10 protein-coding genes are annotated in these 15,035 nt (G+C 41.3%); 9 read left to right on the top strand and 1 reads right to left on the bottom strand.

Going from position 1 to position 15,035, the window contains the following annotated elements:
• Positions 1-83: 83 nt before the first annotated feature.
• From gndA to EPG66_RS08465, 9 genes are all read left to right on the top strand, one after another.
• Positions 84-1,493, top strand: a complete 1,410-nt coding sequence (gene gndA, locus EPG66_RS08505) for an NADP-dependent phosphogluconate dehydrogenase (RefSeq protein WP_010248093.1) — start codon at positions 84-86, stop codon at positions 1,491-1,493.
• A 92-nt stretch (positions 1,494-1,585) separates the two neighbouring features.
• On the top strand, positions 1,586-2,383 hold the full coding sequence (locus tag EPG66_RS08500) for an ABC transporter permease (RefSeq protein ID WP_182686515.1): 798 nt from the start codon (positions 1,586-1,588) through the stop codon (positions 2,381-2,383).
• Positions 2,383-3,612 carry an ABC transporter ATP-binding protein gene (locus EPG66_RS08495; RefSeq protein ID WP_182686513.1) on the top strand — a complete coding sequence of 410 codons (1,230 nt, stop codon included), beginning with the start codon at positions 2,383-2,385 and terminating at the stop codon, positions 3,610-3,612. Before EPG66_RS08500 ends, EPG66_RS08495 begins: the two co-directional genes overlap by 1 nt.
• Positions 3,605-5,062 (top strand): FkbM family methyltransferase, encoded by a 1,458-nt coding sequence (locus EPG66_RS08490; RefSeq protein ID WP_182686511.1) that lies wholly within the window; start codon positions 3,605-3,607, stop codon positions 5,060-5,062. Before EPG66_RS08495 ends, EPG66_RS08490 begins: the two co-directional genes overlap by 8 nt.
• A 9-nt stretch (positions 5,063-5,071) precedes the next feature.
• The gene (locus EPG66_RS08485; protein WP_182686509.1) at positions 5,072-8,770 is read left to right on the top strand and encodes a glycosyltransferase; all 3,699 of its coding nucleotides are present in this window, start codon (positions 5,072-5,074) and stop codon (positions 8,768-8,770) included.
• A gap of 138 nt (positions 8,771-8,908) precedes the next feature.
• Entirely contained in the window at positions 8,909-9,859 is a 951-nt protein-coding gene (locus EPG66_RS08480; protein ID WP_182686506.1) for a glycosyltransferase, read from the top strand.
• A gap of 1 nt (position 9,860) precedes the next feature.
• Positions 9,861-10,499, top strand: a complete 639-nt coding sequence (locus tag EPG66_RS08475) for a class I SAM-dependent methyltransferase (protein ID WP_045140287.1) — start codon at positions 9,861-9,863, stop codon at positions 10,497-10,499.
• Positions 10,478-11,377, top strand: a complete 900-nt coding sequence (locus EPG66_RS08470; protein WP_182686504.1) for a hypothetical protein — start codon at positions 10,478-10,480, stop codon at positions 11,375-11,377. Before EPG66_RS08475 ends, EPG66_RS08470 begins: the two co-directional genes overlap by 22 nt.
• Positions 11,352-13,607: a hypothetical protein gene (locus EPG66_RS08465; protein ID WP_182686502.1), complete on the top strand. Its 2,256-nt coding sequence runs from the start codon at positions 11,352-11,354 to the stop codon at positions 13,605-13,607. The genes EPG66_RS08470 and EPG66_RS08465 overlap by 26 nt, the downstream gene beginning before the upstream one ends.
• A gap of 95 nt (positions 13,608-13,702) precedes the next feature.
• Here EPG66_RS08465 and EPG66_RS08460 read toward each other — a convergent pair whose 3' ends face one another.
• The gene (locus tag EPG66_RS08460) at positions 13,703-15,001 is read right to left on the bottom strand and encodes a succinylglutamate desuccinylase/aspartoacylase family protein (protein WP_115758977.1); all 1,299 of its coding nucleotides are present in this window, start codon (positions 14,999-15,001) and stop codon (positions 13,703-13,705) included.
• Positions 15,002-15,035: the final 34 nt, after the last annotated feature.

Raw genomic sequence — 15,035 nt, 5'->3', positions numbered from 1 at the left:
CCGCTATCCTGAGTTAACATACTGATCACTTACAAAGTGGTGTTACGGGTAACACCATGCGAGACCACAGACAGGAGTATGTAATGTCCAAGCAACAGATCGGCGTTGTAGGTATGGCAGTGATGGGCCGCAACTTGGCTCTTAACATTGAGAGCCGCGGTTACACTGTTTCTATCTTTAACCGTTCACGCGAAAAGACTGATGAAGTCATCGCCGAGAACCAGGGCAAGAAACTTGCCCCTTTTTACACCGTTGAAGAGTTTGTCGAATCGCTGGAAAAACCTCGTCGCATCCTGCTGATGGTTCAGGCGGGTGAAGCGACCGATAAGACTATCGCCTCCCTGACTCCACACCTGGATAAAGGCGACATCCTGATCGATGGCGGTAACACCTTCTATAAAGATACCATCCGTCGTAACAAAGAGCTTTCTGACCAGGGCTTCAACTTCATCGGTACCGGTGTTTCCGGTGGTGAAGAGGGCGCACTGAAAGGCCCATCTATCATGCCTGGCGGTCAAAAAGAAGCCTACGAGCTGGTTGCACCGATTCTGGATAAAATTGCTGCACGTGCAGAAGATGGCGAAGCCTGTGTGGCTTACATCGGTCCGGACGGCGCGGGCCACTATGTGAAGATGGTTCACAACGGCATCGAGTATGGCGATATGCAGCTGATCGCAGAAGCCTATGCTCTGCTGAAAGGCGCGCTGGGTCTGAACAACGAAGAGCTGGCTGAGACCTTCACGGAGTGGAACAACGGCGAACTGAGCAGCTACCTGATCGACATCACCAAAGATATCTTCACCAAGAAAGATGAAGAAGGTAAATACCTGGTTGATGTGATTCTGGATGAAGCAGCGAACAAAGGCACCGGTAAATGGACCAGCCAGAGCTCACTGGATCTCGGCGAACCTCTGTCACTAATCACTGAATCTGTATTCGCCCGTTACCTCTCCTCGCTGAAAACCCAGCGTGTGGCAGCCTCTAAAGTACTGAGCGGTCCACAGGCGAAGGCCTTCACCGGTGACAAAGCGGAGTTCATCGAGAAAGTTCGTCGCGCTCTGTATCTGGGTAAAATTGTTTCTTATGCTCAGGGCTTCTCACAGCTGCGTGCCGCGTCAGAAGAGAACAACTGGGATCTGCATTACGGTGAAATCGCGAAGATCTTCCGTGCTGGCTGCATCATCCGTGCCCAGTTCCTGCAGAAGATTACTGATGCTTACGCAGAAGATGCAGGCATTGCTAACCTGTTGCTGGCACCGTACTTCAAAGATATCGCCGATCAGTATCAGCAGGCGCTGCGTGATGTAGTTTCCTACGCGATTCAGAACGGTATCCCGACGCCAACCTTCTCTGCGGCGATCGCTTACTACGATAGCTACCGTTCAGAAGTGCTCCCTGCTAACCTGATTCAGGCGCAGCGTGACTACTTCGGTGCGCATACCTACAAGCGCATTGATAAAGACGGTGTGTTCCACACTGAGTGGTTAGACTAAATCAGATAGAATTTAATTGTAAAACCCGGCTTTGCCGGGTTTATTTTAACAATCCCTTCGAAAAAAGAATTCTCGAATCTTCAGGATTTATAATGATATTCAACATTAGTAAAACGCTATGGACGTACCGTAGCTTTATATTGGGAAATATGAAGCGAGAGTTCCAGTCAAAGTATCAGAATTCATTATTAGGCGCACTTTGGAATGTTATCAATCCATTAGCGATGATAGTTGTTTATACAGTTATCTTTGCTGAAATAATGAGAGCCAAACTTCCCGGTGTAGATAGCACATATGCTTATAGTATCTATTTATGTGCGGGTGTACTTACGTGGGGATTCTTTTCTGAAATAACGTCACGTTCACAAAACGTTTTTATTGAAAATGCGAATATACTTAAAAAAATTAATTTCCCCAGGGTTTGTTTGCCAATAACGATTGTATGTAATGCTTTCGTTAATTTTTTAATTGTCTTTGGATTGTTTACTCTTTTCTTAATAATAAGTGGAAATTTTCCAGGTGCCGTTTATCTGGCATTAATTCCGGTTTACATTATCACTATTCTATTGGCTGTTGGCATTGGAGTAACATTAGGCGTATTAAATGTGTTTTTCAGGGATGTGGGCCATTTCTTTGGGATTTTTATGCAATTCTGGTTTTGGCTCACGCCTATCGTTTATCCTGTAACGATAATACCAGAGCGTTACAAAGCGTTAATTAATATCAATCCGATGAGTGGCATTATGTTTAGCTGTCAAAATATTCTGGTCAAACATATTGCTCCGGTCTGGAGCGATTTACTCCCTGCTATTTTTGTTGCAATTTTTTTCAATCTTATAGGGCTGTATTTGTACAGACGTCATGTTGGCGAAATGGTGGATGAACTTTAATGAGTCAGGTAATAAAAGTAAATAAAATTGGTAAAGCTTATAAAGTCTATCCAAACCGCTGGAGCCGCTTCCTGGAATGGATTTCACCCATTAAGAGAGATTACCATGAGCTAAGATGGGTCCTGAACGATATCAGCTTTGAAATAGTCAGTGGGCAAGCTGTCGGTATCATTGGTATGAATGGCGCGGGCAAAAGTACCCTGCTAAAAATACTAACTGGTACGACTAAACCAACCAAAGGTGTTATCACGACTACCGGTAAGATTGCGGCGCTGCTCGAATTAGGCATGGGTTTTCATCCCGATTTCACAGGTCGGCAAAACGTTTATATGGCTGGCCAGTTAATGGGGCTGACGGTTGAAACCATAAATAAGCTGATGCCGGAAATAGAAGAATTTGCAGAAATCGGTGAGTACATCGATCAGCAGGTCAGGGTCTATTCAAGCGGAATGCAAATGCGCCTTGCTTTCAGCGTTGCTACCTGTGTCAGACCGGATGTTCTGATTGTTGACGAAGCACTATCTGTGGGGGATACATACTTTCAACACAAAAGCTTCGAAAAGATTAGAGAATTTAAAAAACATGGCACAACGCTATTAATTGTTTCTCATGATAAACAAGCCATCCAAAGTATCTGTGATCATGCGATTTTACTTAATAGAGGGAGAATCGAGAAGCAAGGCGAGCCAGAAATGGTCATGGACTATTACAATGCACTATTAGCTGATAAGCAAAAACAGAAAATAGAGCAAGTAATGAACCAGCAAGGGAAGGTACAAACTATTTCGGGTACCGGTGAAGCTGTTGTAGATAATATAACAATATATAATGAGGCTGGCGAGCAGGTTGAATACATCGAAGTAGGAGAGACCGTTAAACTGTCTATTGATGTGCTCGTTAAGTCAGATATAGAAAAACTTGTAGTTGGCTACGGCATAAAGGATCGTCTGGGTCAGGTTATGTACGGCACCAATACACAGCTTAAGAAAAAACCTGTATTTAATACGAAGGCGGGAGAGAGATACAAATTCGAGTTCCAGTTCGATATGAATATGGGGCCGGGAAGTTACTCTATACAGACTGCGATAGTCAGTTCGGACACGCATTTGGTGAATAATTATGAATGGCGTGATCTTGCCTATGTGTTTAATGTCGTCAATGCGAGTCACCCACACTTTGAAGGTGTGAACTGGTTAGACCCAGAAATCGAGATAAATAAACATGACTAAGGTTTCATACGCTCAGAATTACGAAGACATCATGCTTTGGAGAGCGTTAAAGCATATTGAAAATGGATTCTACGTAGACGTCGGAGCTAACGATCCGATAATTGATTCTGTTACGAAATTATTTTACGATGCGGGCTGGAGTGGTATCAACATTGATCCTGTTGAGAAGTTCATCGAGAAATACCATCTTTTGCGTGAAAGGGATATCAGCATCGCAAAAGCGGTGTCGGATGAAAAAGGTGTAATGCAACTGTGGCAATGTGATGTACCTGGATGGTCTACACTAGACAGAGCGGTTGCTGCTAAACATGAATCGGAGGGATATGAAGGCTACTGGTCTGAAGTAAGCATCAATACCCTAGCTGCGATTCTTGAAGAACAAAATTTCTATGATATCCATTTCCTCAAAATTGATGTTGAAGGTGCTGAATATGCAGTACTTAAAGGCAATGACTGGAATAAATATCGGCCATGGATAGTATTAATTGAAGCGACTGTACCCAATACTCAGATTTCAGATTATGACGAATGTGAACAGCTACTATTAAAGAATGAATATCACCACGTTTACTCTGATGGGCTAAATCGCTATTATGTAGCAAATGCACATCCTGAACTCGATGATGCGTTCAAATATCCACCTAATGTCTTTGACGAGTTCATTTCTTATAGAGAATCTCAGCTACAATCAGGACTTGATGAAAACTATATCAGAATGGTTAAGGCAGTAAACGAAGCTAATACGCTTTATGAAAAAGAACAGGCTCTCATGCATGAACTGGCGAGACTCACGCTTCAAAAAGAAGAAACAGATGCTAACTATAAGACCCTTCTGGAGGAAAATTTAAAGCTAGCAGCGCTTGCTACCGGAGTTGATGCCGCAAAAGAGCAAGAAAATGAAATAAAAAATGATGACAGTAAAAAAGAAAAAAGTTTTCTGAAACAGAAAAACAAGCTTTTACAGAAAATTGTCAGTACTGAAGAAGAACTTGAGCAGTCGCAAGCTACAATTACTGAACTCAATAGTAAAATTGCAGAATTGAACCGACATGCCCATCACTGGTGGGAGACAGCACAACGATTTGAATCTGAGTTGAACCTGGTTTATGTAAGCCGAACGTGGAGGTATGGTACTTTACCAAAACGTATTCTCTCCCGCATTAAAAATAAAGCTCATTCACTCAAACATCAAGCCAGCCACTTTCTGTTTAGAATTAAAAACCTCACATACAGACTGGCAAAAAATGTGGCATTGAGCGCATTGCAGAAGCCGGCGGTTAGGGGCCCACTTCTAAAAGTAGTAAACAGATTTCCTGTACTCAAAAGCTATCTCAAAAGGAAATACATCAGAAGTGTAATTCAAAGTTCTGTACAGGAAAGTACAATGCCAAAAGATAGCGTTAAAATAAATCAAATAAAAAACGTTATCAAAGCCAAATTAAAAAAATAGGTAATTCTAATGCGTCTAGTTATCGACTTGCAGTCATTACAAGGAACAAACAGTAATCGTGGCATTGGGCGTTATGCCCTGTCACTAACTTCAAAGCTACTGGAGTTATGTCGAAATGATGAAGTATACCTACTACTGAATGGAAGCCTTTCTGAATCTGTACACACTATTCGGGAAGCGTTTAATGAAAGAATTAATCCAGATAATGTTTTAACATTTTTTTCCCTGGAACATACCGCTGGATTATATAGCGAAAATCAATGGCGGCAGGGCGTTGCTGAGTTATCCAGGGAAGCTTACATTGAAAAGATCGCTCCCGATGTAGTACTCATTACAAGCCTTTTTGAAGGAATTGTTGATGACACAGTGACAAGTATCATAAATAAAAATAAAAATTATCTGACTGCTGTTGTATTATATGATTTGATTCCCTTTATAGCTGAAAAAGATTACTTGGAAAACCCAGGGATGTCCAAGTGGTATTATAAGAAAATCGATCATCTTAGGCGTGCTGATATTTTATTAGCTATATCTGAATCTTCGCGCCAGGAAGGTATAAAATATCTTCCTTTCCCAGAAGATAAAATCATAAACATATCGACTGATGCCGACAGTAATTTCAAAAAATTAGAAATCGTTAACCCACAGGTACTGACTAAGTTTAACATTACTAAGCCCTATGTAATGTATACTGGTGGGATAGATAAACGAAAAAATATCGAAGGTCTGATAACTGCATATTCAGAACTTGATGAAAAAGTCAGAAGTGACCATCAGTTAGTGATTGTTTGTTCGGTCAATAATGAGAGTCGTCAAATACTAAAGAAACTTATCCATGAAGCACAGTTGAGTGAAACCGAAGTTGTAATTACGGGTTATATTACTGATGATGAACTGGTTGAGTTGTATAACCAATGTGCGTTGTTCGTCTTCCCAAGCTTCCATGAAGGATTTGGACTTCCCGTACTGGAAGCAATGCGTTGCGGTGCCCCTGTCATCTGTTCAGGGCTAACAAGTCTTCCAGAAGTTGTTGGACTTAAAGATGCTATGTTCGATCCAAAAAATGAACAGCAATTTATGGACTTGCTCGAAAAGGGATTAACAGATTTGAAATTTAGAGGTCTGTTAGTTTCACATGCTGAGAGGCAGCAATCAAAATTCTCGTGGGAAAATACGGCTCGTAAAACATTTGATGCACTTAATAAACTTAATGCACATAAAAGTCAGATGCCTGCCACCTCTCATTTACTTCAGCGTAAAAAATTAGCCTATGTTACACCCGTTCAACCTGCGAAGTCAGGCATAGCGAATTATTCAGCTATCTTACTGCCTGAGCTTGCAAGATATTACGATATTGACATTATTATTAAAGATAATGTCTCAGTCGATAGGGTTGCCGAATCTTACAGTAAAATAAGAAATACACAACATCTATTGGAAAACTCTGATAAATATGATCGGGTTGTTTACCAATTTGGCAATTCTGAACACCACGACTATATGTTTCCATTGCTGGAAAGAATACCGGGCGTAGTAGTATTACATGACTTCTATATTTCTGGCGTTGTGCAGCATATGGATGTATTCAATACCCATTCTGGTGTCTGGACACGTGAATTACTTAATGGTCATGGGTACAAAGCTTTAAGAGAACGTTATATAGAAAATAATAGCGCAGAAGTAGTATGGCGTTACCCTTGTAGCTATTCAGCCTTATCTCTGTCTCAGGGGGTCATTGTACACTCCGAAAACTCAGTTCGTTTGGCTAAGCAGTGGTATGGTACAGTTAATCCAAATTTATGGAGCGTGATACCTCACCTGCGTGAGCTGCCATTAATCAATGATAAAAGAGCTGCCAGGAAAAAGTTATCAATTAGCGATGATGCATTTGTAATCTGTAGCTTTGGATTCCTGGGTGAATCTAAATTGAATGACAGGCTGATTGAAGCGTTTGCTGAAAGCAGTTTATATGATTCTAAAGAATGTTACATCTTCTTTGTTGGTGAGATGCATGAAGGTGATTTCTCTAAAAAGATAACCCGTCGCATTACAAGTTTAAAAATAACAAACAGAATACAAGTTACAGGCTGGACCGATCTCGATACGTTTAAAGATTATTTACAGGCAGCTGATATAGCCGTGCAACTTCGATCACTTTCCAGAGGAGAAACCTCAGGGGCTGTGCTCGATTGCATGAGTTATGGATTACCAACTATCATCAATGCTAATGGCACTATGGCTGACATTAATCCTGAAAGTGTCATTATGCTTGAAGATAAATTTGATGATGAGTCGCTGGTTGAAGCCCTTGAGTCCCTTTTTAAATCAGAGAGTTTGCGAAACAAACTTTCGGGTAAAGCGATAGAAGAAATTTCAACTAAGCATTCTCTCTGGCGATGTGCAGAGCAATATTCAAATGCTATTGAAACATTTTATCACCCAAAAAATAATTTTGTTAGTGAGACGCTTGATTCACTGTTTCAGGTTGAAGGAGCTTATTCGGAGCAGGATTTAGATGCATTGGCTACGGCAACTGCTTACAATAAAGCCGCGGCTATTACCTATCCAAAATTGCTCGTTGATATTTCTGAGTTGGTTCAGCGTGACGCAAAGTCTGGTATTCAGCGTGTTGTCAGAAGCATTCTGATGCAATGGCTGGAAAATCCACCAAAAGGTTTTCGTGTTGAACCGGTTTATGCAACTAATGCGAGGGACGGTTACTATTTTGCTCGTTCATTTACGGCCAGGTTCCTCGGTATTGAAAATATACATCTTCAGGATGAACCTGTTGATTATGTAAATGGCGATGTTTTTGTTGGCCTTGACCTGCAACCACATATTACGGTAAGACAAGAAAAAACACTAAGCAAAATGCGCGCTTTAGGTGTTAAGATTAATTTTGTTGTTTATGATCTAATTCCTCTTCTTCATTCTCACTTTTTTGTCAGCCCCGAAGATGCCGCAAAAGACCATGCGCGCTGGCTCTCCGTGGCTGCAAACAGTGAATCACTTATTTGCATTTCAAAAGCCGTTGCTGATGAAGTAGAAGAGTGGTTAAAACTGGATTTCGAGGGTAAAGCTAAACCAGAAGTTAAATGGTTTCATCTAGGTGCTGACATTACTAATTCGAAACCCAGTGCGGGTATCACAGGCGAAGATGAACGGATCCTTAGCATTGTCAATGATGCGCCAACATTTCTGATGGTCGGTACATTGGAACCCCGTAAAAATCATTCCTTAGCATTAGAAGCTTTTGATAAGCTATGGCGAGAAGGTAGTGATGCTGTTTTAGTTATTGTCGGAAAAGAAGGTTGGGGCGTTGATGAATTGATGCAACGTATTAAAGTTCACCCTGAAAATAATAAAAAGCTTTTCTGGCTAAATAATGTCTCAGATGAATTTTTACAACGGCTGTACAAGGAATCCCAGTGCCTTATCGCTGCCAGTACTGCAGAGGGCTTCGGTTTACCCCTTATTGAAGCTTCACAAAATAATCTTGATATTATAGCGAGTGATATCAAGGTGTTCAAAGAAGTCGCACAGGAACATGCACTATATTTTAAAAGTGACGATGCTGAGTCGCTTAGTGAGACTGTTTTAAAATGGCTTTCACTAAAGCAGAGTAATACTCAACCTGTGTCTGCTAATCTCAAATGGAAAACATGGGGTGAGTCAGCACAGGATCTATTAAATTCAGTGATTAAATAATGTTGATTTTTAGTAGATTAAATTTTTGATAAACGAGGTGGTGTTTTAGCCCTGTAGCTGGTTTCCGATAATTATCTGCCATGTGACCAGGGCTTATACATTTATTGTATGTCATAAATGTCATAAGGCGTTTTAAGTGTGAAGCTAATTATTCAAATACCCTGTTATAACGAGGCTGAAACTTTGTCGATCGCACTGGCAGCTTTGCCAAGGCATCTTGAAGGTTTCAGTAAAGTTGAGTTGTTGATCATTGATGATGGAAGTACTGACGCGACATGTGAAGTAGCGCAAGCCTGTGGTGTTGACCATATAATAAAACATACGGGTAATAAAGGACTTGCAAAAGCTTTTATTACTGGAATTGAGGCATGCATTTCGCTTGGGGCTGATGTAATAGTAAACACTGATGCAGATAACCAATATAACGCAGATGACATTCCTGCGCTTGTAGCGCCTGTCTTGAGCAATCAGGCTGAGATAGTTATTGGTGCCAGACCCATACAGGCTATTGAACATTTCTCATTAGCCAAAAAAATACTTCAGAAAATCGGAAGTTACGTAGTAAGAAGCGCCAGCAAAACAACAATACCCGATGCACCAAGTGGTTTTCGTGCAATCAGCCGCAATGCAGCTCAAAAGTTAATGGTTTTCAGTGAATATACCTATACTCTTGAGACTATTATCCAGGCTGGACAAAAAAATATTTCAATTACATCTGTCCCTGTCAGGGTTAATGATGATCTCCGTCCTTCTCGTTTAGTGAAAAGTATCCCATCCTATATTCAGAGAAGCATTTTCACTATAATACGAATTTATGTGATATATCGCCCGTTCAGATTTTTCATGAGTATCGGGTCTCTGATTATGTTGACAGGATTAATTATTGCCGGCAGATTTTTGTTTCTATTTTTGAACGGCGACGGTGATGGGCATATACAGTCTCTGATTCTCTCAGCAGTATTAATGATGATGGGATTTCAAACTATCCTGGTGGCTTTTCTGGCAGATCTTCTTTCTGCTAACAGAAAGCTAATTGAAGATGTCCGGGAAAAAGTCGCAAAATTAACAATAGAGAAAGGTAGTAAATAAGATGGCTTTTTCATCAGGCAAAAAAGAAAACGGTATCGTATTTGGCAATGCTTATGATAAATATGGTTCAAATAATCCTATTGTTAAACATATGATGCGTGGTTTTGACCAATCTCTTGAGCGCTACATAAGCCAAACTGGCGCCAATGAGTTTCATGAAATAGGCTGTGGTGAAGGTTACTGGGTTTTAAAATATTTAGAAAAAGGATTTAATACGCGCGGAAGTGATTTCTCCTCGGAAGTTATATCGATAGCGAAGAGTAATGCTACAGAACGTGGTGTGTCAGAGGATCTATTTACCGTTAAAAGCATTTATGATTTAAACGCTGCCGCAGACTCCTCTCAACTGATCGTATGTTGTGAGGTTTTGGAGCATCTTGAAAATCCTCAAGCGGGTCTCGAAAAAATAAAAGAAGTTGCTCGTAATTATGTGATTTTGAGCGTTCCATCAGAACCATTATGGAGAGTTTTAAACCTTGCAAGGTTAAAATATATTTCTCAATTGGGTAATACGCCTGGTCATTTGAATCATTGGTCTCGAAATAAGTTTGTAGCCCTGATTTCTGAATATTTCGATGTTCTATCAGTAAGTTCACCAACTCCCTGGACAATGTTACTGTGTCAAGTCAAAAAAGATTGATGCTTTTAAAAAAAGCAGTGAATTACGTTTCTTATTTATTGGTTTTCCTCAGCGTAATTTTTATTGGCTATAAATTTTATACCTTACAAGGTCTGGTTAATCTTACAGGTTTTTTTAAAGATCATGGTCTGGTTTTTACTGTTGCGTGTCTGGTGTATGCTCTTAATAATTATCTCCTTGCGGCTGGTTGGCGTTTAATATTAGCCGGACTTGACGAAAAGATAACTATAAAGTTATCAGTGGCGATTTTTGGGGTTTCTCAAATTGCTAAGTATATTCCCGGTAATATATTTCAGTTCGCAGGGAAGCAAGTGCTTGCAGTCAGACATAACCTCAATTCTGCTAAAGTGGCGAAATCGCAATTTTTAGAAATCATACTCTTGTTGTTATCCTCTTTACCGTTCAGTATTTACGTAGGGGTGTATTACTTTCTCGAAATGGGAGTTGCGCTCTCTATTTTTACTTCTTTTTTGTTTTTTTTGGGCGCATCATTTATTATCAACAGAATTAGCACTAATTTTTTCAGAACCTTTTCAAGCTATATGATATTTATGTTTGTCTCGGGACTGATGTTCTTCTTGATAGTTACTTCGACAATAAAAGTAAATTCTACTTTATCTTTAGATGCATTTGTTTTATGTAGCTTTGTTGCGGCATGGCTGATCGGGTTTATTATGCCTGGCTCTCCAGCTGGATTAGGAGTAAGGGAAAGTATACTAATTCTTCTTCTTTTTCCGGTTTTTAGAGATCAGTCATTGGTTTTTAATGCCGCCATTCTAACACGTTTAGTGACAGTTATTGGTGACTTGATTTTTTTCATTTTCTCTTCAACGGTTCAAAGGTTTATTGATAGTGAGCGACAAACAAAAAGAATTTAAAAGAATCCCGTTCCTGTTTTTTTCATTTATTGCTGGTTTATTTTCACTTATCACTAATAATCTTATACCATATTTTTCGCTTCCTACGCTTGGGCAGGCTTTTTGGGCTGTGGGCTTCGCACAGTCTATAGCAAATAGCTCTGTGTTTACTGCTCACGCTTCAAATTTTGGATTCCCTTACGGCGGCAATATTTCATTCGGCTTGTCTGCTGTATATCCTATGAGTATTCTTTTACGATTAGGGTTTTCTCCTGCTAATAGTTATATTATTATTTTCACTTTATTCATATTAATTTCTTTTGTGTCTGCTTACAAAATAAGTAGGCATTTTAAGGTTAACCAGTATACATCAGTTTTATTGTCACTGTTATGGGTCATTACGCCTGTAGTCGTTCAGCATGCTAATTATTCCATGTTAACCCTGGGTATAGCATTGCTTCCTTTTTATTTTTTTAGTTTTATGAAGGCAATGACTTTTTGTGATGACAATCAGCGCCTTAAATTTTATATCTTTTCGTTGTTTATTTGTACTGTTTCATCCGTCATTTCCATTTTTATGGATGGATACACATTTATTATGCAGGCGGTTTTGAATTCATTTTATTTAATGTACTTTCTCTCCAGAGATAATAATCGAACGCTGAAGGTAGTTGTTAAAGTAGTTTCGGTGCACGCTTTCTCTTGTATATTTTCTTATATTCTTTATGCTGCATTTATAGGTAGGTCAGGCTATGAACCGCAGCAACTCTCTTTTTTCCGTTCCTGGGGCGTTGATATTTCTTTTCTTGCTGCCCCATCGTCAGGTATTTCATGGCTTCTGGATAATCTGCATTGGTCCGTGTTTCGCACCGAAGGGCAGTATTATGGAGATAGTTCCGTATGGCGAACGACATTTTTATTGCCCATGTTGATCTTATCTCTTTGCCATTTCTCTAAGTCAAAAATTAGAAATAATAAAAGTATTGTAATTTTATTCTTATCTGTCTTTATACTTTCATTGTATTTCTCGTTGGGACCTTCCTTCAAGTTTATGCTATTGAAACCTACAGGCCAGCCTAATCTCTCACCCATAATACCTGATAATTATCCTTTATTACCCACTGGCACCGGTTGGATTTCAGAACACATACCCGGTTTTGACGTTATGAGAGCATCGTATCGTTGGATAGCATTATCTTTTTTCGCTATATGGTGCTTAGTCGTTCTGCTGTTATCGTCCTGTAAAAATAATTTTTTCTCAGCGCTTTTAGTGAGCTTTGCTATTTTATTTTATATTCCTCCTCTTGAGAATCATTTATCAGCAGGCAGGTATTATAATGAAGCATTTGAACGTGTTGATAATGAAGTGGTGAGAAATCTTAAGCCGTTAATCAATTCTGGTGATTTGGTTGCTTATGTCCCTTGGGGTAATGATTTTTTGGCTAATTACCTGTCTTCCGCCCTGAATGTTAAGAGCTTCAACTTAGGTGGGGATAAAAATGTCCAGCAATCTATGGTGTATTGGCCTCAGGATTTCCTTAAGCTGCGGGGTGAGTTAACAGGCTTCAGCCTGAAATATATTATAAGGCTGCTAAGCTTCGAAAATGTAAATGCAGTTATTATACCTAACTTTGACATGCTCTGGTCAGCCCATGTCTGGCCCTGTAAGATGCCAGACACACCCGTTGAAGCGAAAATGATTTATCCTGACTTTACCTGTCCTGGCGCTAAAAGGATGCAATTTTTGCCGCTAGTGAACATTTTGAAGCAAGAGAAATATTTAGATGTTACTGAAAAGAAATTATTCACAGTTATTCGTCTGAATAAAAATGCTGTCAATTATCCATTGTTATTCTCTACAGATACATTAGTTAAATATAGAGTGCTCGGTAACGGATGGTACGATCCAGAAGAAAAGGGAATATGGTCATCGGCTCGTGCAGTTCTTAAATTACCGGTAGTAAAAGAAAAATTTAAGGGGGCGACTTTAAGGTTGAATTTTCATGTCTTTGATGCTTCGGAATCTCACCCCAGGAAAGTTATTTTTAGAGTAAAGTTATCTAATAAATCTTATGAGAAAACCATTGTTTCGGTGGGTGGCAACGATCATGTCGATTTAAATGTCGATAATATAGAAGATGCATTTGTTACATTTGAAGTTGTTGATGCTGTTTCGCCATCTGTTTTTGGCAGTCACGATGAACGAGTTCTCGGGCTATTTTTAACCAGCATTAATAATTTATCTTTATAGTACCTACTTCTTTTCTATTTCATACAACGCATCGTACTAAATTTAATCCATCGCATAATATGAAAGCTGCCAGTTCACAAAGCTGGCAGCTTTTTTTACCCTACCAGCAAATCCCCGCTCCGAATCTCTCGCTCACCTGCCAGCCTCACAACCAGCATGCCTGCCGTCGCAAACTTAGCCCAGTGTCTTGCATAGAGAATACCGCCATGTTCCGTTACCAGCGGGGTAATCTGGTCGGTTATCGGATCTACAATCTCCGCCACCACTTCTCCCGGCCGAATCTTTGCGCCCAACGGTTTACGATGCAGGATCAGACCGGATACCGGCGAATGAATGTATTCACAGCCCGCTAACGGCGTAGGTGGATTTTTCAGGGCAGGGGAGGCCGCCACCGATCCTTCGCTGTGACGCTCCTTGATTACACCAGCTTCTCCAGGTGCTTCAGCGATATCTGGCACGTTTAAACCAATCGGGCCGTCATTGATAGCCACGATATCGTCTCCGCCCGCGCTCGCCGGGACAAGTTCGTCGCCACCGATCACGGGCGCAGCCACTTCCACGGAAATCGCAGGCTCGCTGTAGCCGATATAACCGCCTTCCTGTAGCGCTGAAATAATCGCCTCCGCGTCTTTCTCTGCCTGTTCAGGCGACACATCACGCACGCCACGCAACTCCAGCGTCACTGGCAGCAATCCCCGTGGCATCGGATAATCTTTGCCAAACCGTTCCGCCAGCGTCAGCCAGGGTTCGCAACAGGCTTCATCAAACGGTTCACCGCCAGAGATCTGCGCCAGCAGCTGCACCTCGCTGCCTAACCAGCGCGCCAGCGGCTCAATGTCCGGCCAGGCGTGCGGCGTCGTGTACAGGTGTGGCACGGCTTCCCAGTCACAGTGCAGATCAATCATCAGATCGGCCTGACTGGCCATCCGCATCAGCGTGTGGCGTTGCGCATCCAGCTCGGTTTTTGGCACGGTATCGCGATAGTGGCGATCAATCGCCTCGCGGATCAGGCTCTTATTTTGCGTTTCACTCTGGGTCAGACTCTCAGCCAGCCCGGCCGCCAGGGTTGCGCCCAGTGACGGGAAACGGCGGTTGAAGTCCTGGCCAGAGAGCGTATGGAATCGGCCAAGATGGGTGCCATGCCAGTGCTGTCCCAGCGCCAGGGGATTAGCAACCGGCACCAGGGTAAAGGCGGCTTTAAGTTGACCGGCGGACTCCAGCGCCTGTAGTCGCTGCTTTAAAAACCACGCCACTGCCATACCGGGCAGTTCGTCGCCATGCAGCGCAGCCTGAATGTAGACCTGATGCTCGTTGTCTTCCGCGAAATGGAAACTGATGATTTCACGCTGGGTGCCTAAAGAGGCGCTTAACAGTGGATGATGTTGTTGATGCATACCGTGTTAATGTCCTTTAATCGGCAAAGGACGA

Origin of the sequence: Pantoea pleuroti (assembly GCF_014156615.1) — a bacterium.
In the GTDB taxonomy this organism is placed as follows: domain Bacteria; phylum Pseudomonadota; class Gammaproteobacteria; order Enterobacterales; family Enterobacteriaceae; genus Pantoea; species Pantoea agglomerans.
Note: the sequence above shows the minus strand (reverse complement) of the source record. Positions and strands in the feature narration are given on the sequence as shown.